Raw genomic sequence first — 26,512 nt, forward strand, 5'->3', positions numbered from 1 at the left:
GAGGAGTTCCGATGAGCATCCAACAACACTCTCCCGCCGCACGCCGGCGACGCCAGCTGCTGCAGGCCGGCGCCGCGGGCCTGGCCGTGTTGGCCGCGCCCGCCATCGTGCGCGCGCAGGGCGCGGCTGCGAAGCTGCGCATCGGCTTCTGGCCGGTGGCCGCCGGCCTGCCGTTCTTCGCGGCGGTCGACAAGGGCTACTTCAAGGAAGCCGGCCTCGACGTGGAGCCGCTGAAGTTCGCCGGCGCGCAGCAGGTGATGGAAGGCATGCTCGCCGGCCGCTGCGACGGCAGCGCCAACGGCACCGGCTCGGCCAACCTCGCCATCGGCGAGATCGCGCAGCCCGGCCTGTTCAAGATCTTTTGCACCAACCCGAGCAACGCGAAGTACGTGCTCGACGAATTCATCGTCGCCAAGGACAGCCCCGTGAAGAGCGTGGCCGAGCTCGCCGGCAAGAAGGTTGCATCGGGCCCCGGCATCCAGAACGTCACGCTGTGCAAGACCATGCTGGAGCGCGCGGGCGCCAAGGGTGCGACCGTGAGCGAGCTGCCCATCGGCCAGCACGTGGCCGCGCTGGTCGCAGGCCAGGTCGACGCCTGCTACACGCTGGAGCCCACCGGCACCGTGGGCCGCATGAACGGCACCACGCGCGTAGTCGAAGCCGGCGTGGTCGCCAAATACATCCTCGGCGACCCGATGGCGCCGTGGCATGGCGGTGCCGCCAGCCTCACGAGCGACTTCATCAAGAAGAACCCCGAGGTCGCGAAGAAGTACATCGCCGCCTACGCGCGCGGCGTGGAGCTGGTGCGCACCAAGCCCGACGAGGCGCGGCAGTTCATGAAGGGCTACACCGCCATCGAGGGCAAGCTCACGGCCGAGGTGCCGCTCGCGTCGTACATGCTCTACAGCGAGTTCAAGCCCAGCGACGTCGCGTACTTCCAGAAGTTCTACGACCTGTTCACCGAGAAAGGCATCTTCGAGAAGAAGGTGGCGGTGGATGGCCTGCTCTACAAGGCCTGAGATGAAGCTCGCCCCCAGCCTTCGCGCACTTCGTGTCGCTTCGTCAACCCCCTACCGGGGGCAACACCCGAGGCCCGGCAAAGCCGGTTCCTCGGTGTTCCTGAAAAAGCAGTCCTGAAGGAGTTCCCAATGGCTGAAGCCAATGTCGCCACGGCCGCGCCGTGGACCCCGCCGGCCGGCACGGCCACCGCCGCGCCGAAGCCGCCGCTGCGCGACCGCATGCTGCCCTTCATCGGTCCGGTGGTGCTGTTCATCGTGTGGGACCTGGTGGTACGGCTCGGCTTCATCAAGCCGATCCTGCTGCCCACGCCCGCCGACACCGTCTCCGCGCTCGTTACCGGCCTGGCCGGCGGCCCGCTGCTCACCGACTTCGCCATGACCGTGTGGCGCACGGTGCAGGCCTTCGTCATCGCGGCGGTGGTCGGCGTGCCGCTGGGCGTGCTGCTCGGCAGCAACGAGAAGGCGTACCGCAGCGTGGAGTTCCTGATCGACTTCTTTCGCTCCACGCCGTCGTCGGCGCTCATTCCGCTGTTCCTGCTGATCTTCGGCGTGAGCGACGTCAACAAGGTGGCTATCGCGGCCTTCGGCGCGCTGCTCATCGTGGTGTTCAACAGCGCCTACGGCGTCATCAACGCCCGCAAGCAGCGCGTGATGGCGGCGCGCGTCATGGGTGCATCGCGCTGGCAGATCTTCAAGGACGTGCTGGTGTGGGAAAGCCTGCAGCCCAGCTTCGTGGGCCTGCGCTCGGCGGTGTCGATGGCGCTGGTGATCGTCATCGTGGCCGAGATGTTCATCGGCTCCGATACAGGCCTGGGCCATCGGATCATCGATGCGCAGCAGGTGCTCAACGTGAAGAGCATGTACGCGGCGATCCTCTCGGCGGGTGCGCTGGGCTACGCGCTGAACATCCTCTTCCTGGTCGCCGAGCGCCGCATCGTTCACTGGAGCGGAAGATGAAAGCCACGCAGGACATCGTCATCAACGGCCCGGTGTACGCCGACGTTCCGAAGCCGGCCTTCAAACCCGGCCCGGCGGGCACGCACATCACCATCCGCGGGCTCACCAAGTACTTCGCGGGCTGGCCGCTGTACGACAACTTCGACCTCGACATCCCCAAGCACGCGATCGTCTCGGTGTTCGGCCCCAACGGCTGCGGCAAGTCCACCCTCATCAACATGATCGCGGGGCTCATTCCCATCGACTCGGGCGAGATCCTGTTCGACGGCAAGCAGCGCAAGGACACCAAGATCGGCTACGTGTTCCAGAACTACCGCGAGGCGATGTTCCCGTGGATGCGCACCATCGACAACATCGCCTATCCGCTGAAGCTCGAAGGACGCAGCAAGGCCGAGGTCGACCGGCGCATGGAAGAGCTGGTGGCCTCCTTCGACGTGAAGTTCGACCTCGCGCGCTATCCGTACGAACTCTCCGGTGGCCAGCAGCAGACCGCGTCGATCATGCGCGCGCTCGCGCCCAACCCGGAGGTTCTGTTTCTCGACGAGCCCTTCTCCGCGCTCGACTTCGAGATGACGCTCTTCATCCGCGAGAAGCTGCAGGAGGTGTTCATGCAGACCGGCACCACGATGCTGCTGGTGTCGCACGACCTCGAGGAGGCGGTGTACCTCGCCGACGAGGTGCTGCTGCTGACCAAGCGGCCCACCCGCGTGGCCGAGATCCTGCGCTACGGCGACGCGCGCCCGCGCACCGTCGACACGCTGAGCACCGAGAGCTTCGTCGCGATGAAGAAGCTCAGCCTGGACATCTTCCAGCGCGAGGTTCGCAGGTGACGCCCGAGATCAACATTCCCGAGGTGCTCGCCGAAGTGCAGGCCGTGTTCGCGCGTTACGAGGCGGCGCTCATCGGCAACGACCGCGCGACGCTCGACGAGCTCTTCTGGAACAGCCCGCACACGCTGCGCTACGGCTTCTCGGAGAACCACTACGGCCACGCCGACATCGCGGCCTTCCGCGCCTCGCTGCCCGTGCAGAGCCCGCCGCGCGAGCTGCTGCGCACCGTCATCACCACCTACGGCCGCGACTTCGCGACCGCGAACGTCGAGTTCCGCCGCGAGGGCAGCCTCCAGACCGGCCGCCAGAGCCAGACCTGGATGCGCACGGACGAAGACTGGCGCGTGGTCGCCGCCCACGTGAGCCTGCTCGGCTGAGCCCTCGCCAGGGCACGTTTTTTGCACCTCAACCTGTAACGGAGAACGCCATGACCCGCCATCTCAATCGCCGCGATTCGCTCAAGACACTGGCCGCGCTGGGCACCGCCGGCAGCCTCGGAAGCTGGAGCGCGCTCGCCGCCGCCCAGGCCAAGCCCAAGCCGCTCACGGTCGGCGTGATCTACGTCGGCGCGCGCGACGACTACGGCTACAACCAGGCGCACGCCATGGCCGCCGCCGAGATCAAGAAGCTGCCCGGCGTGAAGGTGGTCGAGGAAGAGAACGTGCCCGAGACCGCCGCGGTGCAGAAGACCATGGCCGGCATGATCTCGCAGGACGGCGCCGGCCTGCTCTTTCCCACCTCGTTCGGCTACTTCGATCCGCACATCCTCGCGGTGGCGCCCAAGAACCCCGACGTGCGCTTCTCGCACTGCGGCGGCCTCTGGACCGAGGGCAAGCACCCGAAGAACGTCGGCAGCTTCTTCGGCTACATCGACGAGTGCCAGTACCTCAACGGCGTGATCGCCGCGCACATGACGAAGAGCAACAAGATCGCCTTCGTCGCCGCCAAGCCCATTCCGCAGGTGCTGCGCAACATCAACGCCTTCACGCTCGGCGCGCGCTCGGTCAAGCCGAACATCACCTGCAGCGTGATCTTCACGGGCGACTGGTCGATGGCGGTGAAGGAGGCGGAAGCCACCAACAGCCTGGCCGACCAGGGCTGCGACGTGTTCACCATGCACGTGGACGGCCCCAAGGTGGTGGTCGAGACGGCCGCCAAGCGCGGCAAGATGGTCTGCGGCTACCACGCGAGCCAGGCCAAGCTGGCGCCCAATGCGTACCTCACGGGCGCCGAGTGGAACTGGCTCACCGCCTACAAGACTGTCATCGAGGCCGCGCAGACCGGCAAGCCGCACCCCAACTTCCTGCGCGGCGGCCTGAAGGAAGGCTACGTGAAGATGTCGGCCTACGGACCCATGGTGCCCGACGCCGCGAAGAAGCAGGCCGACGAGATCAAGGCGAAGATGATCGCGGGCAGCTTCGACATCTTCAAGGACGGCATCAAGGACAACAAGGGCGCGGTCGTCGTGCCCGCGGGCAAGGTCCTGAAGCAGACCGACCTGGAGCTCGAGAAGATGAACTACCTCGTCGAAGGCGTCGTCGGAAGCATCGGATGACATCCCCCAGGCTTCGCGCACTGCGTGTCGCTTCGCCCACCCCCTTTGCAAGGGGGCGCCGTCAGCGGCCCGGCGAAGCCGGTTCCGCGACGGCCCTGGCCTGAAAGCAAACTTCATCATGCGCAGTGTCCTCAAGGAGTTTTCCCTGCCGGTGTTCGCCATCGCGGCGGCGCTGCTGTTGTTCGGGCTGGTGGTGGCCTTCGCCGGCATCGACGCGGTGGAGGTGTGGGCCACGCTGTTCAAGGGCGCGTTCGGCGACTGGTTCTCGTGGCAGAACACGCTGCAGCGCGCCGCGCCGCTGATGCTCACCACGCTGTGCGTGGCGCTGCCCGCGCGCGCGGGCCTCATCGTGATCGGCGGCGAGGGGGCGCTGGTGCTGGGCGGCCTGGCCTGCGCGGCGCTGGCGCATGCGGTGCCGCTGCCCGGCAACGCCATCGGCACGGCGATCGTCTGCATCGCGGGCGCCGTCATCGGCGCGCTGTGGATCGTGCTCGCGGGCTGGCTGCGCCAGTACCGCGGCATCAACGAGACCATCAGCAGCCTGCTGCTGGCCTACATCGCCATCGGCATCTTCAAGCACCTGGTCGAAGGACCGCTGCGCGACCCGGCCAGCCTCAACAAGCCGTCGACCTACGCGCTGAACGACGGGCTGCTGATCGGCGGCATCGGCGGCTCGGACGTGCATTGGGGCCTGGTGGTGGGCGTGGTGGCCTGCCTGGGCCTCGGCTGGTGGCTGCGCGCCACGGCCTCGGGCTTCTCGGTGCGGGTGGTGGGCGGCAATCCGCGCACCGCGCAGCTCGTGGGGCTGCCGGCCACGCGGCTCATTCTTTCGGCCTGCGGGCTGGGCGGCGCATGCGCGGGGCTCGCGGGCGCCATCGAGGTGGCGGCGGTGCACACCAACGCGAACGCATCGCTGATCGCGGGCTATGGCTACGCGGGCATCCTGGTGTCGTTCATCGCACGGCACAACCCGGTGGCCATCGTGCCGGTGGCCATCCTGTTCGGCGGCTTCGGTGCGGCGGGCAGCCTGCTGCAGCGGCGGCTCGGCCTGCCCGACGCGTCGGTGCTGGTGCTGCAGGGCATCGCTTTCGTGCTGATCCTCGCGAGCGAGGGCCTGCGCACCGTCAACTGGAAGAAGTTCGGCGACCGCATGCTGCCCGAGGCAAGGAGCTACACATGACCGCCGACCAGTGGATTGCGCTGCTCGCAGGCATCGTCGGCGGCGCGCTGCGCGTGGGCGCTCCGTTCCTTTTCGTGAGCCTGGGCGAGTGCCTCACGGAGAAGTCGGGGCGCATCAACCTCGGGCTCGAAGGCGTGCTGGTGCTGTCGGCGATGGCGGCCTTCGGCGGCGCATATCTCACCGATTCCGCATGGCTCGGCGTGCTGATCGGCGCGGTGGCCGGCGCCGCGCTCGCGCTGCTGCACGGGCTGCTGTGCTCGCTCGACCGCGTGAACGACGTGGCGACCGGCATCGCGCTGATGCTGCTGGGCACGGGGCTCGCGTTCTACCTGGGCAAGCCGCTGATCCAGCCGCAGGCGCCGCAGATCCCGGCGATCCCGCTGGGCTTCTGGAGCGACAACCCCGTCGTGCGCTCGGCCCTGCAGCTCAACGCGCTGGTGCCCATCGGCGTGGCGCTCGCGGTGCTGCTGTGGTGGGGCTTCGCCCGCACGCGCGCCGGGCTGCTGGTGCGCATGGCGGGCGACTCGGCGCAGGCGACGCGCGCGCTCGGCTATTCGGTCTCGGGCCTGCGCATCGCGGCCACCACGGCGGGCGGCTTCATCGCGGGGCTGGGCGGCGCGTCGCTCACGCTCTTCTATCCGGGCAGCTGGAACGAAGGCATCTCCAGCGGCCAGGGCCTGATCGCGGTGGCGCTGGTGATCTTCGCGCGCTGGAGCCCGCTGCGCTGCGTGGGCGCGGCGCTGCTCTTCGGCGGCGCGGGCGCCATCGGGCCGGCGCTGCAGTCCATCGGCATCGGCTGGGGCTATCACCTCTTCAACACCGTGCCCTATGTGCTCACGCTGGTGATCCTGGTGTTCACCTGCAAGCCGGGCAGCGCCGCCGCCGGAAGCCCCGGCGAACTTTCATCGACAAGGAGCTGAACGTCATGACCGCAACGACGACATCGACGAAGACCGTCGCCGCCGAGCCCTACGCCTGGCCCTACAACGCGAACATGCGCCCCGACAACACGGCGCTGATCGTCATCGACATGCAGACCGACTTCTGCGGCAAGGGCGGGTATGTGGACGTGATGGGCTACGACCTGTCGCTGGTGCAGGCGCCGATCGAGCCGATCGCGCGCACGCTGGCGGCGCTGCGGCCGCTGGGCTATCACATCATCCACACGCGCGAAGGCCACCGGCCCGACCTCGGCGACTTGCCGGCCAACAAGCGCTGGCGCTCGCGGCAGATCGGCGCGAACGGCGTGGGCATCGGCGACGACGGGCCCTGCGGGCGCATCCTTGTGCGCGGCGAGCCGGGCTGGGAGATCATTCCCGAGCTCGCGCCGCTGCCGGGCGAGGTGGTCATCGACAAGCCCGGCAAGGGCTCGTTCTATGCGACCGACCTCGAACTGATTTTGCGCACGCGCGGCATCGAGAACATCATCCTCGCGGGCATCACCACCGACGTGTGCGTGCACACCACCATGCGCGACGCCAACGACCGCGGCTTCGAATGCCTGCTGCTGTCGGACTGCACGGCCGCCACCGACTACGGCAACCACCTCGCCGCGCTGAAGATGATCACCATGCAGGGCGGCGTGTTCGGCGCGCATGCCACTTCGCAGGCGCTGCTGGCCGCGCTCGGCTGACCGCCATGGGCGCCGCGTCTTCTTCCTCCCATGCCATCGGCGGCCTGCCGGCGGGCAGCGGCGCGCTCGCGCTCGACACCTACGAGCTCACCAAGCGCTTCGGCGACTTCACCGCAATGGACCGCGTGACGATGCACGTGGAGCCCGGCACGGTGCATGCGCTGCTCGGCGAGAACGGCGCGGGCAAGAGCACGCTGGTGAAGTGCGTGGCCGGCTTCCAGCGCGCGGAGGAGGGCAGCATCCTGATCGACGGGCGCGAGCAGGACATCGCCAACCCGATCGTGGCGCGCGCGCTGGGCATCGGCATGGTCTACCAGCACTTCACGCTGGCACCGGGCATGACGGTGGCCGAGAACCTGCTGCTCGCCGGCGGCAAGACGCCCGCGGTCATCGACTGGAAGAGCAAGCGCGCCGAGCTGGAGGCCTTCCTGGCGACCACGCCGTTCAGCCTCGACCTCGACGTGCGGCCTTCGGAGCTCGCGGCGGGCGAGAAGCAGAAGCTGGAGCTGCTCAAGCAGCTCTACCTGAAGCCGCGCCTGTTGATCCTCGACGAGCCGACCTCGGTGCTCACGCCGCAGGAGGCCGACGAGGTGCTGGGCCACGTGCGCGAGTTCGCGCGCAGCGGGCTTTGCACGGTGCTGATCATCACGCACAAGTTCCGCGAGGTGATGTCGTACGCCGACAGCGTGACGGTGCTCAGGCGCGGCAAGGCGGTGCACCATTGCAGCGTCGCCGATACCAGTCCGGCGCAGCTGGCGCAGGCCATGATGGGTGGCGAGCAGGCGGCGGCGCCTCCTGCCGCGCAGACCACTGCAAGGAAGCCGGTGACTGCCGGCACACCGGTCGCGTTGGAGGTCGAAGGTTTGAAGGCGCAGGGCGATCGCGGAACGCTGGCGCTGCATGAGCTGAGCCTGTCGGTCCGAGCCGGGGAGATCCTCGGCGTGGCCGGCGTCTCGGGCAACGGGCAGCGCGAACTGGTCGAAGCGCTGGTGGGCCAGCGCCCGCGCCTTGCGGGCAGGGTGACGGTGATGGGGCGGCCCTATGCCGCGCGCCGCGCCGAGAACCGCGAGCTCAAGGTGCGCAGCCTGCCGGAGGAACCGTTGCGCAACGCATGCGTCGGCGATCTGAGCGTGGCGGAGAACATGGCGCTGCGCGACTTCGACCAGCCGCCGCTTTCGCGCGCTGGTGTGCTGAGCTTTCCGTACTGGCGCAGCAGGGCGCGCGAGTGGATCGCCGAATACGGCGTGAAAACGCGGGGCGAGGGCGCGCCGATCCGCAGCCTCTCGGGCGGCAATGTGCAGCGGGCGGTGCTGGCGCGCGAGCTGGCGGGTGACATCAATGTGCTGATCGCGGCGAATCCGGTGTTCGGGCTGGACTTCGCTGCGGTCGCGGAGATCCATTCGCGCATCGTGCAGGTGCGGGAGAAGGGCGGGGCTGTTCTTCTCATCAGCGAGGACCTCGACGAGCTGCTCGAACTGGCAGACTGCATCGTCGTGATGAGCGAGGGGCGGATCGTGTTCGAGACAGCGGCTTCTGGGGCGGAGCGGCATGTGATCGGGGCGCACATGGGTGGTGGGCATCACTAGGTGGCTGCATGAACGCTCTTCTTGCTGTCTTGGCTCCGCCCGGCGAGCGGTACGGCCCGGCCACCCCCACTATGCCGGCCGCTTCGCGGCTTCCCTGCGGTGCTCGCGTTTCGCGGGGTCTCGCAGAACTCGCTTCGCTCAAACAGCTGCGAGCCCTTGTCCGCGAAACGCTGCGCTCCTCGGCGGCACAGAGGGGGCGGCCGGGCCGCACCGCCCGCCGGGCTCTGTCGTGGGGTGAGGGCCGTCGCGGGCCGGCACATTCTTGAGGACCAGCATGCACATCGACGAAGCCAATCCGTTTCCCTACGAATTCGACATCACCGGCACTGCGCTCGTGCTGATCGACATGCAGCGCGACTTCATCGAGCCTGGCGGTTTCGGCGAGACGCTGGGCAACGACGTGTCGCTGCTCGAAGCCATCGTCCCGGCGACGAAGGCCGTGCTGGAAGCCTGGCGGGAGGCGGGCGGCCTCGTGGTGCACACGCGCGAGGCGCACAAGGCCGATCTTTCCGATTGCCCGCCGGCCAAGCGCAATCGCGGCAACCCCACGCTGCGCATCGGCGACGATGGGCCGATGGGCCGCATTCTCGTGGCGGGCGAGCCGGGCAACCAGATCATCGAGGCGCTGGCGCCGGTCGAGGGCGAGATCGTGATCGACAAGCCGGGCAAGGGCGCGTTCTATGCCACCGGCCTGCACGAGCTGCTGCAGGCGCGCGGCATCACGCATCTGCTCTTCGGCGGCGTCACGACCGAGGTCTGCGTGCAGACCAGCATGCGCGAAGCCAACGACCGCGGCTACGACTGCCTGCTGCTCGAGGACTGCACCGAGAGCTACTTTCCGGCCTTCAAGGCGGCGACGCTGGACATGGTGCGCGCGCAGGGCGCCATCGTCGGCTGGACGGCGCCGGGCAGCGCGCTCGTCGCGGCACTGAAGAAGAAGCCGCAGCAGCAATGACGACGACCATGGCCGACCGCGCCAGCGACTAACATTCCATCCGTGTCCACCGTCCGCCCCCGCCCAGAAGCCTCAGTTCCCGCCGCCACCGACGCGTCCGCCTTCCGCACGCGTGCCGACGAGGTCTACGCGCAGCTCAAGCGCGATGTTGCCGACTTCATCCTCGTGCCCGGCGACCGCTTCACCGAAGGCGAGATCAGCGACCGGCTCGGCGTGTCGCGCACGCCGGTGCGGCAGGCGCTCTTCAGGCTGCAGCAGGAGGGCTTCGTCGAGGTGCTGTTTCGCAGCGGTTGGCGCGTGCTGCCCTTCGACTTCGACCAGTTCGAGCAGCTCTACGACCTGCGCATGGTGCTGGAGACCACCGCCGTGCACCGCCTGTGCGAGACCGACCGCCACATCGACCGCGGCATGCTCGACACGCTGGCCGACATCTGGCTCGTGCCCGCTGCGCAGCGCAGCACCGACATGGCCCAGGTGGCGCAGTGGGACGAGGCCTTCCACTGCTCGCTGGTGGCGGCTGCCGGCAACGCCGAGATGGCGCGCGTGCACGGCGACGTGACCGACCGCATCCGCATCATCCGCCGGCTCGACTTCACCAAGCAGCCGCGCATCGACGCGACCTACGACGAGCACGCCAAGATTCTGAAGGCCGTGCGCGCGAACCGCGGCGACCAGGCCGCGATGCTGCTGCGCGCGCACATCGAGACCAGCCAGGCGGAGGTGCGCAAGATCACGCTGCACCAAGTGCATCTGGCGCGGCACGCGGGGAAGGCCACGCCGCGCTGAAGGGAGTTGCTCCTTCCCCCGCTGGGGGAAGGTGGGGATGGGGGCAGGCGGCTTTCGTCGAGGCAGGGAAGTTGTGCAAGGGCCGCTTGCCCCCACCCCAACCCTCCCCAGAGGGGGAGGGAGAAAGAAGACGGCCTCAATCAGCCGTGATGTTGCCGCGCTTCACCACGCCGGCCCAGCGGTCCGCATCCTTCTTCACCAACGCGCCGAACTCCGCCGGCGTCGAACTCGCCGGCACCATGCCCTGCGACTCGAAAGACTTCGCCACTTCGGGCTGCTTCAGCACCGCCGCGATCTCCTTGTTGAGCCGCGACACCACGTCCGGCGGCGTGCCCTTGGGGGCGAGCACGCCGTACCACATGTCGACGTTGTCGGCGGTCACGCCGGCCTCGGCGAGCGTGGGCACGTCGGGCAGCTGCGGCAGGCGCTTGCCGCTGCCGGTGGCGATGGCCTTGAGCTTGCCGGCCTGGATGTGCTGCAGCGCCACGTGCACCGGCAGGAACATGTAGTCGATGCGTCCGCCGAGCAGGTCGGTCACCGCGCCGGCCGTGCCCTTGTAGGGCACGTGCAGCATCTCGGTGCCCGTGCCCTGCATGAAGAGCGCCATCGACAGGTGGTGCGGCGTGCCCACGCCCGGCGTGGCGTAGGTCAGCTTGCCGGGCTCGGCCTTGGCCGCGCTCACCATCTGCTGCACCGACGAGGCCTTCTGCACGTTCGGGTTGGTCACCAGCAGCAGCGTGCCCCACGAGGTGAGCGACACCGGCGCGAAGTCGGCCACCGGGTCGTAGCTCAGCGAGCGGTAGAGGCTGCGGTTCATCACCAGCGTGTTGACCTGCACCAGCAGCGTGTAGCCGTCGGGCTTGGCGCGCGCCACGCGCTCGCTGCCGATGTTGCCGCTGGCGCCGGCCACGTTCTCCACGATCACCGGCTGGCCCAGCCTGGCGGGCAGTCTCGCCGAGAGCTGGCGGGCGATCAGGTCGATGCCGGTGCCGGGGGTGTAGGGCACCACCAGCGTGATGGCCTGGTCGGGCCAGGCGAAGGCGGTGGTTGCGGTGCCTGCAGTGACGAGCAGGGCGGCGAGGGTCTTCTTGATCAGCGATCGCATGGTCTTTTCAGTCTCCGTGTTCTTCTGTGGTTGCCTGTCCGGTTCAAAGGTAGGAGGCGCGCGCCTTCAGGGCGGCAGGGTCGTAGCCCGCAACGCGCTTGTAGTTGTCCGAGATGGCCTGCAGCTCGGCGACGGGCACGATCTCCTCGATGCTGTCGAAGCGCTTGCCGCCGGAGCGTTCGAACACTTCGCGCAGGATGGTGTCGGGCGGATTGCTGCGGTTGGTCAGCACCACGTCGGTGGTGGCCTTGACGCGCACGCGGTCGTAGTCTTCGAGCGCGGCCGTGCCGACGCCCATCTTCTTCAGCGCACCCGCGAGGTAGCGCGCGTCGATGATGGCCTGCCCCGCGCCGTTGGAGCCGCGCGGCACCATCGGGTGCGCGGCGTCGCCCAGCAGCGTGAGGCGGCCGTGCGTCCAGCGCGGCAGCGGGTCCTGATCGACCATCGGGTACTCGAGGATGGTGTCGGAGGCGAGGATCAGCGCCGGCACATCGAGCCAGTCGAAATGCCAGTCGGCGAATACCGGAAGGAAGTCCTCGACGCGGCCCGTGCGGCTCCAGTCGCGCATGGCGGGCTGCGGCGCGTGGATCTCGGCGACCCAGTTCACCAGCTGGTTGCCCTCGGCGTCGATGTTGTCGCGGATCGGGTAGATCACCATCTTGCCGACCGAGAGCCAGCCCGCGCGCACCATGCTGCCGCCGGAGAGGAAAGGCTTCCGGCGCGCAGTGCCGCGCCACATGTTGATGCCCGAGTAGCGCGGTGCGCCTTCGTTCGGATAGAGCTGCTTGCGCAGCGCCGAGTGAATGCCGTCGCAGCCCACGGCAACGGCACCGCGCACCGGCGGCGCATCGGCGAAATGCACGGTGACGCCGTCCGCGTCCTGCTCCACGTGCGTGCAGCGGCGGCCGCACACCACGCTGTCGGGGCCCAGGCGCTTCAGCGTCTCTTCATACAGCACCGTCTGCAGGTCGCCGCGGTGGATGGAGAACTGCGGCCAGTCGTAGCCAGCGTGCTGGCCCGCGGCCTCGCGGAACACCAGCTGGCCGTGCTCGGTGAAGAACACCGCCTCCTTCGTGCGCACGCCCACCTTGTCGAGGGCATCCAGCAGCCCGAGTTCGGTGAGTTCGCGCACCGCATGCGGCAGCAGGTTGATGCCCACGCCCAGCGGCTTGAGCTCGGGCACGGCTTCGTATACGCGGCAGGGGATACCGGCCTGGTGCAGGCTCAGCGCGAGGGTCAGGCCGCCGATGCCGGCGCCCAGGATGATGACTTCGTTGCTCATGATGATCGGTCGTTGCGACGCGTTGCTTTGTCTCGGCCCGCATTAGGAACGCAGAAGGATCATTTGGGAAATTTAGATGTGATATGGATTTATCATGAATCCATATGAATCTATCGACCCGCCAACTGCGCGCCTTCCTGCAGGTGGCGCGTGTGGGCAACTTCACGCGCGCGGCCGAGCAGGCGCACATCACGCAGGCCGGGCTCAGCATCCTGATCCGCGAAATGGAAAAGCAGCTGGGCTGCCGCCTCTTCGACCGCACCACGCGCGTGGTGAGCCTCACGCCCGCGGGCCGGCGCCTGCTGCCGGTGGTCGAGCGCATGGTGACCGACCTCGACGACGTGGCGGCCGAACTGGGCGCCGAGGGCGATGCGGCGCGCCAGACGCTGCGCATCGCGGCCACGCCGCTGGTGTCGTCGAACCTGCTGCCGCAGGTGTTCGCGAGCTTCCGCGCCGCGCATCCGCAGGTGAGCCTGCGCCTCTTCGACGCCGATCTGCGCGACGTGGAGGCGATGGTGGCGGCAGGCGAGGCCGACGTGGGGCTGGGCTTCTTCTTCAAGGCGGCGCCGGGACTGGCGCGCGAGCCGGTGGGGCGCTTTCACCTGATGCGCGTGGCGCCGATGGACGGGGCTGGGGAGCCGGGGGCCGTGGGCGCCGCGCCGTGGTCGTCGTTGCGCAGCGCCGAACTCGTCGGCCTGCCGCCAGGCAACCCCATCCAGAAGGTGATCGATCAGCATCTCGCCGCCATCGACCGCGCCGACGCGCAGCGCACCGCCTTCAACTTCTTCGGCACGCTGATCGCGATGGTGGAGGCCGGCTTCGGCACCGCCGTGATGCCGACCTTCGCGCTCGCGGCCTGCCGCCGCCATCGCGTGCGCACCGACGTGCTGACCAAGCCGAAGGTGGGGCTGGACTTCTATCGCATCACCAAGCGCGGGGCGTATGAGACGGAGGCCATGCAGGCCTTCGTGACTACGCTGGAGAAGGCGTTGCCGGAGCTGTCGCGCTGAAGCTCAGACCATCGCGTTGTCGGCGCCGGGAATCTCGTGTGCCTTGATCTGGCGCCGCGTGAGCTTGTAGAGCGTGGACGACAGGAAGCCGTCCTGGTGGCAGGTCTTCGTCACGTTCTGGACGTATTCGCTTTCGGGCGCCACAGCCTGTGCGCCCATGATCCATCGCACGCTTTCGCGATAGTCGTAGAGCTTCTTGTCGTCGTTGTCGGCCAGCAGCACCGACATCGTGGCCATGGCGGTGGCATCGCCTTGCTGCGCGTGTTCGCGTACCAGCTCGAGGTATTCATGGCGCGCGGGAACGTCCTCCAGCGCGCCGATGAACATCAGCATGCTCTCCAGGCCCTCGGAGTGGCCCATCACGTGTGCCTGGCGAGCGGCTTCGACGGCCTGCCGCAAGAGACGTGAACGCTCGGCCGGTTCCTTGGTGGCCTGGCCGAGGTTGTAGCTGGCGTAACCCAGCTTGTATGCCCCCATGTTGCCGCCGCTTTCGGCTGTCTGGCGGTAGTAGTGAATGGCCTTGCCCAGGTCGGGCGCGACGTGCACTCCGTCCTCGTGGAACAGGCCGAGCAGGTAGTCGCAGGAATCGCCGCCCGCGGCCAGGCCCATGGTCGCCAGTTCGAATGCATCCGCCTCGCGATTGCCCCTGCGGAAGGCATAGGCCACCTTGTTCCATGCGAGCGAGCCTGGGGCGTGCCGGCGGGCGGCATCGAACCAGGCGTGCGCGGCTGCCGTGTTCTGTACGAAGCCCAGCAGGCCCTTCAGGGTGCAATATCCATGGAGGATCATCGCGGCAACGGATTCGCCAGCGTTGGCGCTGCGTACGATGGCCTGGCCCAGCCAGGACGGATCCTGCGGCTCGAGCTTGCAGCAAAGCAAGACCGCCCGGGCCATGGCCTCGTCGTCGTCGATGGGCCAGTGCGCCTCTGCCTGCTTCAGGTAGGCGAGAGCTTGCGGCAGGTCGTTGCGTCCGTAGTGGGCGCTGGAGATCCAGTACAGGGTCTCCCAGCGGTGATAGGGATACAGGGCCTCTTCGGCGCGCTTGTGGGCGGCCGCGATCCAGTTGCGAACGTCCTCCAGGTCGTCGTCCTCGTCCACTTCGTTCCCCAGATGGTCGTCGCGCCAGATCTCATGGCGCAGCCGGTCTTTCTCGACCTCGTCCAGGTGCGCGCAAGTAGGCGAAGCGATGAAGGCACGCACCCGGTCGTGGCTGCCGCCCCAGCGCGGCTGCATGAACCAGATGCATTGGCGCAGGAAGAAGAACAGGCGCGGATGCAGATGGATCGTGGCGTGCATCCAGTACTGCCTGCCGCTCAGCAGCTTCTTGCCTTGCATCGGTGGTGGCAGGGATTCGGGCGCGCTCTGCGGACAGGCAATACGTTCGTCGACGCGGATGCCCGAGCGCGCGAGCATGGCCAGCAATTCGTCGCGCACTTCGGCGGGCATGCCCTCGAGCGCCAGGTCGTGCGCCAGCTCGCCGACCGGGCCGCGGCCACTGCGCACCAGTTCCGACAGCCATTCGGGCTCCTCGAAGGCGGCCACGCTCTGCATCAGCAGGGCGGGCGCGCTCCACAGCGTGGGGCTTCGCTCCAGCGCCTGGATGGCGCAGACCGCCGCGTGCGTGCAGCAGGCGTGGGCGCAGGTCCATCCCAACTCGGTCACCGTGTTCGACCAGCCGGAGCCCCGGTACTCGTAGGCCCAGTGGAACCAGTAGTGCGCCTCGCACAGCCATGCGTGCGCCGACTCCGGACGGGCCGCCTGCCAGGCCCGCAGAAGCGCCAGGCCTTCGGCGCCCGCGTCGATGCAGTCCTTCAGGTCGGCGGGTAGCGCGGCGTAGTACCGCTCTTCGCTGGTGCGATCGTGAAAGCTCGCGGCGAGCGCCTCATCGAAGAGCTGGTCGAGCGTGTCGTAGTCGCCTGCGCGCAGCAGCGCACTGGCATCGCAGACTTTCCACGGCGAAGGAATCGGGGCGATCGTGGTCATGGCGTGAGTTGCAAAAAGAAATGAGACGCCAGCCCTCGTCAGGCGGGCCCAGGCTGGGGGTCGAAGATGCGATAGCGCTTCCAGGGCAGCGCGAGCCAGCTGCCTTCGGTGTTGCGAAGGTGCTCGTGCACTTCCATCATGGCGCGTGTCGAGGCGGGGCCGTCCTGGTTGCTCATGCGCAGCCAGTGCTCGCGCGCCCGGGCGTAGGCCAGGCCGAAGTCTTCCCAGCTCTCGAAACTGTCCTGCGCGCGCTGTGCGTTGAGAAAGAGCACCAGCCAGGCGCGTGTCTCCGGCACCCAGCCGAGGTGGGCGATGCAACGCACAAGAAATGCCGTGCGCGCGCAATCGAACGCCAGCGCGTCGCGTACGCGGCCTTGCGCCGCGAGCTGCTCGTAGAAGCCGTCGTGCGAGCGCCCCAGGCCCCCGACCCAGCCGTCGAGCGCTTCCTGCATGCGCGCGCCGATGGCCGGGGCGGGCAGATCGGCGGCGATGTTCATCTCGCGCAGCACCTGGCGCCCGAGCTGTCCGCGCCTGTCCGCGGGAAGGTCGAGCGCCAGCGTGTCGCCATTGCATGGCAGGCCGTTGCGGATCGACAGAATGTCGCCGAGCGCGAGAGCCCAGCGGCGACGGTTGGGCGGCGCGGCCTCGGCCTTGGCGCGCAGGGCTCGCAGCGCGGGATCATCCCTGGCGGACGAGGCCGTGTTGCTGCCCTGACGGTCGCCTTCGCGCGCCACGCCCCACAAGACGGTCGCCGCGCGCAGCACGATGAAGAGCACTACCAAGCCGGCGAGCCACGCCAACGCCGTCAGCATGCGGCGCCTTTCCGGGCGAGATCGAGCGGAATGCCTTCGATCTCGCAGGCCGCGGCGGGCATCTCCCGCAGTGCGGCCGGCAGCGCGTCCTGTGGCAGCATGAGGCGCGCGGCTGCAGCCACCCCGGGGTCGATCTGCCGAAGCCGCGCCAGCTCGCCTGGCGCAATGCGCAGCAGCAGCCATTGCAGCACGGCCGGCGGTTGCTCGAAGTGCTCGGCCAGGTGGAAGTTGGCGCTCATCACGCTGAGCAGGTAGTTGGCGTCGCCCACCTCGGTCACGAACTTCCATTGACCTGCGGATGGGTCTTCAGCGGCTGCGTGGGGCTCGAACACCAGGCCCATGCCTTCGCAGTCGGGATGCCGTTCGCCCCGTGGCGCAACGGTGCGCAGGAACTGCAGCACGTCGTCCGCGTACTTGCGGATCGGGTGGCGGTTCTGCTTGCCCTTGATCTGGTCCACGCGCAGGCCGTCCGGATACACGGCGAGGCTGATGGTCACGTGCGGCATGTTGCCCGCGCTGCGCAGCGTGAACAGGCGCAGCCGGTCCTCGTGCGCCGCCTGTGCGTACTGCTCTCCGTAGCCACCGCTGAGTTTCTTGAGGCTGGCGAACTGACCCAGGCAGTGCTGCATGTGATAGGACTCGTACGCCATTTCCTCGCGCAGTGCGGCATGCCGGCCGTCGAACTCGAAGATCACCCCGTTGGGCGTGCGCAGTACCTCGCGCAGGGCCAGGCCGCTGCTGGGCACCCAGCCCTTGCTTCGGCGGGACTGCATGCGCTGGTGCTCCTGCTCCCACATCGTCAGCGCCATGAAGCAGTTGATGCGTTGCAGCTTCTGTTCGAGCCGCGTGCCACGCCGCGAGCGCAGGAACTCGACCAGCACGCGCTCGCGTTCAATCAGCAGAAGATGCTCGGGGTCGAGGTACCAGCAGTCCTTGCCGGCCCCGGTAGCGGACGGCCGCAAGAGCCTGGCCAGCCACTCCGGCACGGGATCGCCGGTGCCGGTCACGGCCTGGTAGTCGGCGATCGATCGCAGCGGCACCACGTGCTCGAAGCTGCCGATCGCCCAGCGGAAGAAATGGTTGCGCAGCCACGCCTGCATGTCGGGCTCGTCGCCCCGCTCGGTGCTGCGCCGGATGATCGCCGCCTTGACCTCGGGCGCGTTGACCACGTCGCGTGGCAGATAGGCGTTGGCTGGCGAAGGATGGGGGGCGGGTGCTGGCAGCGGCATCGGGCCCGGATGATGACCTACAGCTTGAAGTCGTAGTCCACCGTGATCGGCGCATGGTCCGAAAACTTCACGGTTTTGTAGATTTGCTCACTTCGCGCCAGCGCCGCGATCTTCGGCGTGGCCAGGTGATAGTCCAGCCGCCACCCCACGTTGTTCGCATAGGCCTGCCCGCGGTTGCTCCACCAGGTGTAGGCCTCGCCCGTGGTGTCGGGCTTGAGCATGCGGTAGACGTCCACCAGCCCCGCGCCGTCGGCGCCGGCGTCCAGCAGCTTCGTCATCCAGGCGCGTTCCTCGGGCAGGAAGCCGCTGTTCTTCTGGTTGCCGCGCCAGTTCTTCAGGTCGATCTCCTTGTGGGCGATGTTGATGTCGCCGCACAGCACGAACTCGCGTTCCTTCTTGAGTGCCACCAGGTGCGGGAAGAAGCCCTTGAGGAAGCGGAACTTGGCCTCCTGCCGCTCCTCGCCCGAGCTGCCGCTCGGGAAGTAGCAGCTGATGACGGAGAACTTGCGCTTGGGCGTGTCGAAGCGCAGTTCGAGGTAGCGGCCTTCGGCGTCGAACTCGGCGTCGCCCCAGCCCACCACGACCTGGCTCGGAGCGTGCTTGGTGTAGACGGCGGTGCCGGCGTATCCCTTCTTCTCGGCGAAGTGGAAATGGCCCTTGAGGCCGGCCATTTCCTCGAACCGGCCCTCGATGTCGCTGGCCTGGACGCGGATCTCCTGCATGCAAATACAATCCGGCGCAAGTTCGGCCACCCAGTCGGCCACGCCTTTGGTTGCGGCCGAACGCAGGCCATTGAGATTGAGACTGGTCAGTTTGAACACAAGGAATTTCCGATGGCTGTAGATGGTGAGAAAAGCAAAAGCAGCGCAATCGCACAGGATTTCGTCCAGTTCGCCCTGGATGCCGGCGTACTGCGCTTCGGGGAGTTCAAGACCAAGGCCGGTCGGATGAGCCCTTACTTCTTCAACTCGGGGCTCTTCGACGACGGCGGCAAGATCGCCCGGCTCGCCGGATTCTATGCAGACCGCCTGATGGAAAGCGGCCTCGAGTTCGACATGATCTTCGGCCCCGCCTACAAGGGCATCCCGCTGGGCGCCACGGTGGCCGCCGAGCTGGCCCGCCGGGGCCGCAACTATCCCTTCGCCTACAACCGCAAGGAAGCCAAGGCGCACGGCGAGGGCGGCAACCTGGTCGGCGCGCCGCTCAAGGGCCGCGTGCTGATCGTCGACGACGTGATGTCCGCCGGCACCGCGGTGCGCGAGTCGATCGCCGCCATCGAGGCCGCGGGCGCCAAGCCGCATGCCGTGGCCATCGCGCTCGACCGGCAGGAGAAGGCCACCGAGAACGGCGTGGACGTGGACCACAGCGCCGTGCAGTACGTGCGCAACCAGCTCGGCCTGTCGGTGATCGCCATCGCCACGCTGGACGACCTGCTGAGCTACCTCTCGGGCGCTGCCGCGGCAGACCTCGGCGCGCACCGCGAGCGAGTGCTGGCCTACCGCGCGCGCTACGGCGCCAGCTGAAGAAGCAGGGCCGCCGAATGCACCAGCATCATCCCGCACGCGACGCTCACGGTTCACCGGCCCGCCTGCTGGCGGCGGCATCATTTCTTCTCGTTGCCTCCTCGTTCTGCGGCGCGCTGCAGGCGCAACCGCAGAAAGTGGAAGGCGCTTCGGCCGGCATCTATACCTGCACCGACGCCCGTGGCCGCACCCTGACGGCCGACCGGCCCATCGCCGAGTGCAGCGACCGCGAGCAGCGAGAGCTCAATCCGAGCGGCTCGACCCGCCGCAAGCTGGAGCCCACCTACACCGCGCGCGAACTGCAGGAGCGCGAGGACCGCGCCCGCGAAGCCGCGATCGTGGCGGCGCGCCAGACCGACGAGCGGCGCCGCGAGCGTGCGCTGCTGGTGCGCTACCCCAACAGCGCCACGCACGACCGCGAACGCGCCGAGGCGCTGTCGCAGATCGATGCCGTCTCGGAGGCGGCGCGCAAGCGCATCTCCGAGCTGGGCGAAGACCGCAAGAAGATCGACGAGGAGATGGAGTTCTACAAGCAGGACCCCACCAAGGCGCCGGCCGCGCTGCGCCGCAAGATCGACGAGAACACGAAGAGCGTGGCGGTGCAGAACCGCTTCATCGCGGAGCAGGAAGACGAGAAGAAGCGGGTGAATGCGCGCTTCGACGAGGAGCGCACGCGCCTGAAGGCGCTCTGGCCCCCCCAGAACGGCGGGAACCCGAAGTAACCCCCCAGGCTGCGCGCACTTCGTGCGCTTCGCCAACCCCCCTGCCGGGGGCAACACCGGTGGCCCGGCAAAGCCGGTTCCACGGTGTTCCCCGAAGGGATAGGGGGAGGCGGAGGGGAGGGGCGATCAGGCCAGCTTGGCCTTCAGCAGCTCGGTGACTTGTGCCGGGTTCGCCTTGCCGCCGCTGGCCTTCATCACCTGGCCGACGAGGGCGTTGAGGGCCTTTTCCTTGCCGCCGCGGTATTCCTCGACGTTCTTCGCGTTCTTCGCGATCACCTCGTCGAGGATCTTGTCGAGGGCGCCGGTGTCGTTCATCGGCTTCAGGTCTTTCGCCTCGATGATCTCGTCGACGTCGCTGCCTTCGCCGGTCCACAGGGCCTCGAACACCTGGCGTGCGGCGTTGTTGGGCAGGGTGCCGTCGGCGATGCGCTTGACCAGTTGCGCCAGCTGCTGCGCCTTCACGGGCGCGGCCTCGATGCCGATCTCGGCGGCGTTCAGGCGGCGGGCCATCTCGCCGGTGATCCAGTTGCTCGCGAGCTTGGGCGTGGCGCCCGCCTTCACGGCTTGGTCGAAGTAGCCGGCGAGCGCCGCGCTCTGCGTAAGCTGCGCGGCGTCGTATTCCGAGAGGCCGTGTTCGCGCACGTAGCGCTCGGCCATCGCGCGCGGCAGCTCGGGCATTCCGGCCTTCACGCGCTCGATCCAGTCGGCGGCAATGACCAGAGGCGGCAGGTCGGGGTCGGGGAAGTAGCGGTAGTCGGCCGAGTCTTCCTTGGCGCGCATCGCGCGCGTCTCGCCGGTGTCGGGGTCGAACAGCACCGTGGCTTGCTCGATCTTGCGGCCGTCCTCGATCTCGTCGATCTGCCAGCGGATCTCGTAGTCGATCGCCTGCTGCATGAACTTGAAGCTGTTCAGGTTCTTGATCTCGCGGCGCGTGCCGAGCTTCTCGCCGGGGCGGCGCACCGACACGTTGGCGTCGCAGCGGAAACTGCCTTCCTGCATATTGCCGTCGCAGATGCCGATCCAGGTGACGATCTTGTGCAGTTCCTTCGCATAGGCCACGGCCTCGGCGGTGGAGCGCATGTCGGGCTCGGTCACGATCTCCAGCAGCGGCGTGCCGGCGCGGTTCAGGTCGATGCCGCTGTGGCTGCCTTCGTGCACCGACTTGCCGGCGTCTTCCTCGAGGTGGGCGCGCACCAGGCGCACCGTCTTCTGCTCCTCGCCCACGAAGAACGTCACCGAGCCGCCCTGCACCACCGGAATCTCGAACTGGCTGATCTGGTAGCCCTTGGGCAGGTCGGGGTAGAAGTAGTTCTTGCGCGCGAACACGCTGCGCGGCGCGATGTGCGAGCCCAGCGCCAGGCCGAGCTTGATGGCGCGCTCGACGGCGCCCTTGTTCATCACGGGCAGCGTGCCGGGCAGCGCGAGGTCGACCGCGCAGGCCTGCGTGTTCGGCTCGGCGCCGAAGGCGGTGGAGGCGCGGCTGAAGATCTTGCTCGCGGTGGAGAGTTGCGCGTGCGTCTCGAAGCCGATGATGACTTCATAGCCGCGCACCAGCGGGCCGGTCGGGCGGCCCTGTTGTTGTGCTTCGAATGTGTTCACGGTCTCGCTCATCTCAAAAACCTTCCGGCGTGCGTGCATGCCAGTCGGTGGCCTGCTGGAAGCGGTGCGCCGCGTTCAGCAGCTTCGCTTCGCCGAAGTAGTTGCCGATCAGCTGCAGGCCCACGGGCATGCCGCCGTCGAAGCCCGCGGGCACGCTCATGCCGGGCAGGCCGGCCAGCGATGCGGGCAGCGTGAAGATGTCGGCGAGGTAGTCGGCCACGGGGTCGTCGCCGTGCTCGCCGATCTTCCAGGCGGTAGTCGGCGCGGCAGGGCCGGCGATCACGTCGCATTGCTTGAAGGCCTGCTGGAAGTCGTCGGCGATCATGCGGCGCACCTTCTGCGCCTGCAGGTAGTAGGCGTCGTAGTAGCCGTGCGAGAGCACGTAGGTGCCGATCATGATGCGGCGCTTCACTTCGTCGCCGAAGCCTTCGGCGCGTGTGCGCTCGTACATCTGCGTGAGCGCGCTCTTCTTGCTCGCGGGGTCGATGAAGTCCTTGGCGCGGTGGCCGAACTTCACGCCGTCGAAGCGGCTCAGGTTGCTCGAGGCCTCGGCCGCGGCAATGATGTAGTACACGGGAATCGACAGCTCGGTGCGCGGCAGCGTGACCTCGACGCGCCTGGCGCCGAGCTTCTCGTACTGCGCAAGAGCCGCGTCGATGGCCGCGCGCACGCCGGGTGCCACGCCTTCGCCGAAGAACTCCTTCGGCACGCCGATGCGCAGGCCTTCGAGCGAGTCGTTCAGCGAGCGGCCGAAGTTCTCGGCGGGCTTGTCGAGCGAGGTGGAGTCGCGGTCGATGTCGGGGCCGCAGAAGGCCGACAGCAGCAGCGCGCAGTCTTCGGCCGAACGGGCCATCGGGCCGGCCTGGTCGAGGCTGGAGGCAAAGGCCACCATGCCGTAGCGCGAGGCGCGGCCGTAGGTGGGCTTGATGCCGGTGACGCCGCAGAACGATGCGGGCTGGCGGATCGAGCCGCCGGTGTCGGTGCCGGTGGCCGCGGGCGCGAGGCGTGCAGCCACGGCGGCCGCGCTGGCGCCGGAGGAGCCGCCCGGAATGCGCTCCGTGTTCCAGGGGTTGCGCACCGGCACGGCCTTGTCGTGGCCCACGGCAGGCACGGCGACGTTCTCGTTGGCCGAGCCCATCGCGAACTCGTCGCAGCTCAGCTTGCCCAGCGTGACCGCGCCGGCATCTGCCAGGCGCCGCACCACGGTGGCGTCGAAGGGCGAGCGGTAGCCCGCCAGCATCTTCGAGCCGGCGGTGGTGGCGAAGTCGGTGGTGACGAAGATGTCCTTGTGCGCAATGGGCACGCCGGCCAGCGCGGGGGCGTCGCCCCTGGCGATCAGCGCGTCGGCGGCGCGGGCCTGCGCCAGAGTGGCTTCTTCGTTCACGTCGACGAAGGTACCCAGCGCTTCGTGCGCCTTCATGCGGCCCAGGAAGGCCTGCGAGGCCTCGACGGCCGAAACCTTGCGTTCGGCCAGCGCCTTGGCCAGCTCGACAACGCTCAATTGGTGCAGTTCACCGCTGCTGCTGCTCATCATTCGATCACCTTGGGCACGAGGAACAGGCCGGCTTCGACGGCCGGGGCGCTCTTCTGGTTGGCTTCGCGGTTGTCGGGTTCGCTCACCACGTCCTCGCGCAGGCGCAGCGTGATGTCTTCGATGGCGGCCACGGGGTGGGCCAGCGGCTCGACGCCGGCGGTGTCCACCGAACGCATGCGTTCGACCAGGTCGAAGAAGCCATTGATCTGGCTGAGCATGCGCTCGCTTTCATCGGGAGCCAGCTGCAGCCTCGCCAGCGAGGCGATGCGCGCAATATCGGAAGCGGAAAGTGACATAGGTCGGAACGGCCCAAAAAAGCGGGGGTAATCGCACGCCGGAACGGGTGCTAATACGGGAATCAGAGGGGATTCGGGTATTATCCCGCCTTTGCCGCAACCCCCGCGAACGCGCCGGCTTTTGCGCCAAAAACGATCAATTCACCCCATCAAACGACCCAAAAAATAGAGCGACGACCTGCCGATGCGCAGGCCGTGCTCAGAGGATTCCGCACATGTTTGGAGCTTTCCGTCGGTACTTTTCCACCGACCTTGCGATCGACCTCGGCACCGCCAACACCCTGATATTCGCCCGCAACAAGGGCATCGTGCTCGACGAACCCTCGGTCGTCGCCATCCGCCACGAGGGCGGTCCGCATGGCAAGAAGGTGATCCAGGCCGTCGGCCGCGAAGCCAAGGCCATGCTGGGCAAGGTGCCCGGCAACATCGAGGCGATCCGCCCGATGAAGGACGGCGTGATCGCCGACTTCGTGATCACCGAGCAGATGATCAAGCAGTTCATCAAGATGGTGCACCCGCGCACGCTGCTCACGCCGAGCCCGCGCATCATCATCTGCGTGCCCTGCGGCTCCACTCAGGTCGAGCGCCGCGCCATCAAGGACGCGGCCGAAGCCGCCGGCGCCACTTCCGTCTATCTCATCGAGGAACCCATGGCCGCGGCCATCGGCGCCGGCCTGCCCGTCAGCGAGGCCTCGGGCTCGATGGTGGTGGACATCGGCGGCGGCACCACCGAAGTGGGCGTCATCAGCCTGGGCGGCATGGTCTACAAGGGCTCCGTGCGTGTGGGCGGCGACCGCTTCGACGAAGCCATCATCAACTACATCCGCCGCAACTACGGCATGCTGATCGGCGAGCCGACGGCCGAAGTCATCAAGAAGAACATCGGCTCGGCCTTCCCGGGCTCCGAAGTCAAGGAAATGGAAGTCAAGGGCCGCAACCTCTCCGAAGGCGTGCCGCGCAGCTTCACCATCAGCAGCAACGAAGTGCTGGAAGCCCTGACCGATCCGCTCAACAACATCGTCTCGGCCGTGAAGAACGCGCTGGAGCAGACGCCGCCCGAGTTGGGCGCCGACATCGCCGAGCGCGGCATGATGCTGACCGGCGGCGGCGCGCTGCTGCGCGACCTCGACCGCCTGCTGGCCGAGGAAACCGGCCTGCCGGTGCTGGTGGCCGAAGACCCGCTGACCTGCGTGGTGCGCGGCTGCGGCATCGCCCTGGAGCGCATGGACCGCCTGGGCAGCATCTTCACGAGCGAATAACCGAGGTACACCCCCAGGCTTCGCGCACTTCGTGTCGCTGTGCCAACCCCCTTGCAGGGGGCAATACCAGCGGCCCGGCGAAGCCGGCTCCGCGGTATTCCTGGCATCGTCATGTGTTAATTTCTTGTGCCGTAATTCGCGCAAGGCGCGGTGAAAACTAGGCCGAATTCATGCCCCTGGGCACGCTCGATCGCACAGCGCCACCCCTGTTCAACCAGGGGCAGTCGGCACTCAGCAAGCTGATCTTCTTCGGCGCGCTCTCCCTGTTCCTCATGGTGGCCGACGCGCGCTTCCACATCGTGCAGCCGATCCGGGCCGCCATCGGCGCCGTGCTCTATCCGGTGCAGTGGGTGGCGTTGAAGCCGGTGCAGGCGGTGCTGGGCGGCGGACGCTACCTCGAAGACCTGCAGACCGCCCAGCGCAACGAGGAAGACGCGCGCAAGGCGCTGATGATGCAGGCCGAGCGCGCTGCCCAGGCCGATACGCTGGCCCAGGACAACGCCCGCCTGCGCGAGCTGCTCGAGCTGCGCCAGACCACCACCACGCCGGGCCGCGCCGCCGAGGTGCTCTACGACGCGGCCGACCCCTACACCCGCAAGATCGTCATCGACCAGGGGCTGGCCCAGGGCGTGCAGCCCGGCTCGCCGGTGATCGACGCGCGCGGCGTGCTCGGGCAGGTCACGCAGGTGCTGCCCTTCACGAGCGAGGTCACGCTGGTGATCGATCGCGATCTTTCCATTCCCGTGCAGAACACCCGCACCGGCGTGCGCAGCGTGGCCTTCGGCGACGCCTCGGCCCACGGCGGCGGGCTGGAGCTGCGCTTCATGGCCGCCAACGCCGACCTGCAGGAAGGCGACCTGCTATCCACCAGCGGCGTCGACGGCATCTATCCCGCCGGCCTGCCGGTGGCGAAGATCGAGCGCATCGAGCGCCGCGCAGATTCCGCCTTCGCCCGCATCTATTGCGTGCCGCTGGCCCACGTGACGGCCGCGCGCTATGTGCTGGTGCTCGAGCCCACGGGCACGCCGGCCGCGCCGCCGCCCGCGCAGCCCGCCGTCACCCAGCGCAAGCGCCCCGAGGGCAAGCCGGGCGCGGGCAAGAACGAGAAGAAGCCGGGAGCGCGCCCATGATCAAGCGTCCAGGCCAGCAGCAGCTGCTGCTGCCCGTCAGCCCCGTCTTCATGTGGAGCAGCCTCGTGGTGGCGCTGCTCATCAACATGATCCCGATCGGCCGCGCCGTCTGGATGCCCGACCTGTTGGCGCTGGTGATCGTGTTCTGGGGCGTGCACCAGCCCGCGCGCGTGGGCATCGGCGCGGCCTTCGTGTTCGGCCTGTGCATGGACGTGCACCAGTCGTCGATGCTGGGCCAGCATGCGCTGTCCTACACCACGCTGGGCTTCTTCGCGATCACCATCCACCGGCGGCTGCTGTGGTATCCGGTGGCGTCGCAGGCGCTGCAGGTGCTGCCGCTCTTCGCGCTCTCGCAGCTGATCGAAGTGGTCACGCGGATGATCGGCGGCGGCGTGTTTCCCGGCTGGACGGTGCTGGCATCGCCGGCCATCGAGGCTGCGCTCTGGCCGCTGGCCACCGCCTTGCTGCTGGCTCCCCAGCGCAGAACGCCGGAACCCGACGAGAACCGCCCCCTCTAAGCCCAGCCT

At 68.1% G+C, this 26,512-nt stretch carries 26 protein-coding genes; 17 read left to right on the forward strand and 9 right to left on the reverse strand.

Features of this window, described 5'->3' with window-relative positions; translation table 11 throughout:
- Positions 1–11 precede the first annotated feature (11 nt).
- The 11 genes from FHT32_RS16810 to FHT32_RS16860 all read left to right on the forward strand — a co-directional run bounded on the left by FHT32_RS16810 (position 12) and on the right by FHT32_RS16860 (position 10,501).
- On the forward strand, positions 12–1,019 hold the full coding sequence (locus FHT32_RS16810; RefSeq protein ID WP_176665743.1) for an ABC transporter substrate-binding protein: 1,008 nt from the start codon (positions 12–14) through the stop codon (positions 1,017–1,019).
- A gap of 129 nt (positions 1,020–1,148) precedes the next feature.
- On the forward strand, positions 1,149–1,976 hold the full coding sequence (locus FHT32_RS16815) for an ABC transporter permease (RefSeq protein WP_176665744.1): 828 nt from the start codon (positions 1,149–1,151) through the stop codon (positions 1,974–1,976).
- Positions 1,973–2,806: an ABC transporter ATP-binding protein gene (locus FHT32_RS16820; protein WP_176665745.1), complete on the forward strand. Its 834-nt coding sequence runs from the start codon at positions 1,973–1,975 to the stop codon at positions 2,804–2,806. Before FHT32_RS16815 ends, FHT32_RS16820 begins: the two co-directional genes overlap by 4 nt.
- The gene (gene hpxZ / locus FHT32_RS16825; RefSeq protein ID WP_176665746.1) at positions 2,803–3,183 is read left to right on the forward strand and encodes an oxalurate catabolism protein HpxZ; all 381 of its coding nucleotides are present in this window, start codon (positions 2,803–2,805) and stop codon (positions 3,181–3,183) included. The genes FHT32_RS16820 and hpxZ overlap by 4 nt, the downstream gene beginning before the upstream one ends.
- 50 nt (positions 3,184–3,233) lie before the next feature.
- On the forward strand, positions 3,234–4,361 hold the full coding sequence (locus FHT32_RS16830) for a BMP family ABC transporter substrate-binding protein (RefSeq protein WP_176665747.1): 1,128 nt from the start codon (positions 3,234–3,236) through the stop codon (positions 4,359–4,361).
- A gap of 118 nt (positions 4,362–4,479) precedes the next feature.
- A complete protein-coding gene (locus tag FHT32_RS16835) occupies positions 4,480–5,541 on the forward strand; it encodes an ABC transporter permease (protein WP_176665748.1) in 1,062 nt (353 codons plus the stop codon).
- Entirely contained in the window at positions 5,538–6,461 is a 924-nt protein-coding gene (locus FHT32_RS16840; protein WP_176665749.1) for an ABC transporter permease, read from the forward strand. The genes FHT32_RS16835 and FHT32_RS16840 overlap by 4 nt, the downstream gene beginning before the upstream one ends.
- A gap of 5 nt (positions 6,462–6,466) precedes the next feature.
- Positions 6,467–7,174 carry a cysteine hydrolase family protein gene (locus FHT32_RS16845; protein WP_176665750.1) on the forward strand — a complete coding sequence of 236 codons (708 nt, stop codon included), beginning with the start codon at positions 6,467–6,469 and terminating at the stop codon, positions 7,172–7,174.
- 5 nt (positions 7,175–7,179) lie between these two features.
- Positions 7,180–8,760, forward strand: coding sequence for an ABC transporter ATP-binding protein (locus FHT32_RS16850; RefSeq protein WP_176665751.1), 1,581 nt, complete (start codon positions 7,180–7,182; stop codon positions 8,758–8,760).
- A 274-nt stretch (positions 8,761–9,034) separates the two neighbouring features.
- The gene (locus FHT32_RS16855) at positions 9,035–9,715 is read left to right on the forward strand and encodes a cysteine hydrolase family protein (protein ID WP_176665752.1); all 681 of its coding nucleotides are present in this window, start codon (positions 9,035–9,037) and stop codon (positions 9,713–9,715) included.
- 42 nt (positions 9,716–9,757) lie between these two features.
- Entirely contained in the window at positions 9,758–10,501 is a 744-nt protein-coding gene (locus tag FHT32_RS16860; RefSeq protein WP_176665753.1) for a GntR family transcriptional regulator, read from the forward strand.
- Between the two features lie 136 nt (positions 10,502–10,637).
- On the opposite strand, the gene FHT32_RS16865 is transcribed toward FHT32_RS16860, so the two are convergent.
- Together FHT32_RS16865 and FHT32_RS16870 are read right to left on the reverse strand one after the other, a co-directional pair.
- Positions 10,638–11,606: a tripartite tricarboxylate transporter substrate binding protein gene (locus FHT32_RS16865; protein ID WP_176665754.1), complete on the reverse strand. Its 969-nt coding sequence runs from the start codon at positions 11,604–11,606 to the stop codon at positions 10,638–10,640.
- 43 nt (positions 11,607–11,649) lie between these two features.
- Positions 11,650–12,888 carry a flavin-dependent oxidoreductase gene (locus tag FHT32_RS16870; protein WP_176665755.1) on the reverse strand — a complete coding sequence of 413 codons (1,239 nt, stop codon included), beginning with the start codon at positions 12,886–12,888 and terminating at the stop codon, positions 11,650–11,652.
- 104 nt (positions 12,889–12,992) lie between these two features.
- Between FHT32_RS16870 and FHT32_RS16875 the strand changes: the two genes are divergently transcribed.
- A complete protein-coding gene (locus FHT32_RS16875) occupies positions 12,993–13,898 on the forward strand; it encodes a LysR family transcriptional regulator (RefSeq protein ID WP_176665756.1) in 906 nt (301 codons plus the stop codon).
- Positions 13,899–13,901: 3 nt separating this feature from the next.
- Here the strand turns inward: FHT32_RS16875 and FHT32_RS16880 are convergent, their stop codons facing one another.
- The 4 genes from FHT32_RS16880 to FHT32_RS16895 are packed head-to-tail and all read right to left on the reverse strand — an operon-like array spanning position 13,902 to position 18,743.
- Complete coding sequence (locus tag FHT32_RS16880) at positions 13,902–15,881, reverse strand: DUF4034 domain-containing protein (RefSeq protein WP_176665757.1); 1,980 nt, start codon at positions 15,879–15,881, stop codon at positions 13,902–13,904.
- Between the two features lie 38 nt (positions 15,882–15,919).
- Complete coding sequence (locus tag FHT32_RS16885; RefSeq protein WP_176665758.1) at positions 15,920–16,693, reverse strand: DUF1266 domain-containing protein; 774 nt, start codon at positions 16,691–16,693, stop codon at positions 15,920–15,922.
- Positions 16,687–17,922: a hypothetical protein gene (locus tag FHT32_RS16890; RefSeq protein ID WP_176665759.1), complete on the reverse strand. Its 1,236-nt coding sequence runs from the start codon at positions 17,920–17,922 to the stop codon at positions 16,687–16,689. Before FHT32_RS16890 ends, FHT32_RS16885 begins: the two co-directional genes overlap by 7 nt.
- 17 nt (positions 17,923–17,939) lie before the next feature.
- On the reverse strand, positions 17,940–18,743 hold the full coding sequence (locus FHT32_RS16895; RefSeq protein ID WP_176665760.1) for an exodeoxyribonuclease III: 804 nt from the start codon (positions 18,741–18,743) through the stop codon (positions 17,940–17,942).
- A gap of 12 nt (positions 18,744–18,755) precedes the next feature.
- On the opposite strand from FHT32_RS16895, the gene pyrE reads away from it, so the two are divergent.
- Positions 18,756–19,445, forward strand: a complete 690-nt coding sequence (gene pyrE / locus FHT32_RS16900) for an orotate phosphoribosyltransferase (protein WP_176665761.1) — start codon at positions 18,756–18,758, stop codon at positions 19,443–19,445.
- Between the two features lie 17 nt (positions 19,446–19,462).
- On the forward strand, positions 19,463–20,167 hold the full coding sequence (locus FHT32_RS16905; protein ID WP_176665762.1) for a DUF4124 domain-containing protein: 705 nt from the start codon (positions 19,463–19,465) through the stop codon (positions 20,165–20,167).
- A gap of 126 nt (positions 20,168–20,293) precedes the next feature.
- Here the strand turns inward: FHT32_RS16905 and gatB are convergent, their stop codons facing one another.
- The 3 genes from gatB to gatC are packed head-to-tail and all read right to left on the reverse strand — an operon-like array spanning position 20,294 to position 23,596.
- Positions 20,294–21,778, reverse strand: coding sequence for an Asp-tRNA(Asn)/Glu-tRNA(Gln) amidotransferase subunit GatB (gatB, locus tag FHT32_RS16910; protein ID WP_176665763.1), 1,485 nt, complete (start codon positions 21,776–21,778; stop codon positions 20,294–20,296).
- A 1-nt stretch (position 21,779) separates the two neighbouring features.
- Positions 21,780–23,297 (reverse strand): Asp-tRNA(Asn)/Glu-tRNA(Gln) amidotransferase subunit GatA, encoded by a 1,518-nt coding sequence (gatA, locus tag FHT32_RS16915; protein ID WP_371132188.1) that lies wholly within the window; start codon positions 23,295–23,297, stop codon positions 21,780–21,782.
- Complete coding sequence (gene gatC / locus FHT32_RS16920) at positions 23,297–23,596, reverse strand: Asp-tRNA(Asn)/Glu-tRNA(Gln) amidotransferase subunit GatC (RefSeq protein ID WP_176665765.1); 300 nt, start codon at positions 23,594–23,596, stop codon at positions 23,297–23,299. The genes gatA and gatC overlap by 1 nt, the downstream gene beginning before the upstream one ends.
- Positions 23,597–23,811: 215 nt before the next feature.
- Here gatC and FHT32_RS16925 point away from each other — a divergent pair, with 215 nt between their 5' ends.
- The 3 genes from FHT32_RS16925 to mreD all read left to right on the forward strand — a co-directional run bounded on the left by FHT32_RS16925 (position 23,812) and on the right by mreD (position 26,503).
- A complete protein-coding gene (locus FHT32_RS16925; RefSeq protein ID WP_007833435.1) occupies positions 23,812–24,855 on the forward strand; it encodes a rod shape-determining protein in 1,044 nt (347 codons plus the stop codon).
- Positions 24,856–25,025: 170 nt separating this feature from the next.
- On the forward strand, positions 25,026–25,985 hold the full coding sequence (gene mreC / locus FHT32_RS16930; protein ID WP_176665766.1) for a rod shape-determining protein MreC: 960 nt from the start codon (positions 25,026–25,028) through the stop codon (positions 25,983–25,985).
- Complete coding sequence (gene mreD, locus FHT32_RS16935) at positions 25,982–26,503, forward strand: rod shape-determining protein MreD (RefSeq protein WP_019655414.1); 522 nt, start codon at positions 25,982–25,984, stop codon at positions 26,501–26,503. Before mreC ends, mreD begins: the two co-directional genes overlap by 4 nt.
- The last annotated feature ends 9 nt before the right edge of the window (positions 26,504–26,512 follow it).

This window comes from Variovorax sp. SG517, from assembly GCF_013376045.1.
Taxonomy (GTDB): Bacteria; Pseudomonadota; Gammaproteobacteria; order Burkholderiales; family Burkholderiaceae_C; genus Variovorax.